This is a genomic window from Treponema sp. UBA7570 (assembly GCA_002477955.1).
Lineage (GTDB): Bacteria > Spirochaetota > Spirochaetia > Treponematales > Treponemataceae > Treponema_D.
This window is the reverse complement of the sequence record DLLE01000059.1, coordinates 2,113-2,766: the sequence shown is the minus strand read 5'-3', so window position 1 is coordinate 2,766 and position 654 is coordinate 2,113. Positions and strand designations below refer to the sequence as shown.

General features: G+C 49.7%; 1 protein-coding gene. It reads left to right on the top strand.

Translation table 11 applies throughout. The annotated features are described in order from the left end of the window. The coding region (locus B4N75_RS07930) for a DNA alkylation repair protein (RefSeq protein WP_296707073.1) at positions 1–641 on the top strand (641 nt) is incomplete at its 5' end. Positions 642–654: the final 13 nt, after the last annotated feature.

Below are 654 nucleotides of genomic sequence, written 5' to 3'. Positions count from 1 at the left end.
ACGAACCTTTACTTCTTACACCGCAGCTTGTTCAAAAGGATTTGGATGCGCTCGGAAAATACAAGACATGCGACGTTGACCGCTTGATTCGCGGCTATGTAAAGAAAAATGCGGACGCTTCCCTGCTCCGTCCTCACGTTTTGACTCAGCAGCAGTTCCACAGGATTTATTTTTACGTGAGCCTTGAGCAGATAAAGGACGTGAACGCGCGGATGGCATTTATCCACGGAAACCTGCTTTTTTCGGACTGGTGGCACACGGACGAGCTGATTGGGTTTGTTGCGGATTTGGACTTTGAGGCGGCCATGAAATACGCGGCGGAATACGTAAAATCTGAAGAGCCTTTTGTGCGCCGCTGGGGCTACGTGCTTTTTATCTCCCGGCTGGGACGAGGACACGCGGAAAGTCTTTTGCCGCTGATGAAAAATGACGGCCACTACTACGTTCAGATGGGCGAAGCCTGGCTGATTGCAGAGCTTGCCGTAACCGAGCCGGGAAACGTGTATGAATGGATGAGGACTTGCGGACTTGACTACAAAATCTGCGGAAAGGCGGTTCAGAAAATCTGCGACTCATACAGAATTTCACAGGACTGGAAAGAAAAGTTCAAGGCTCTGCGGGCGGATTTGAAAGAAAAGTGAACGTATTTTTGTG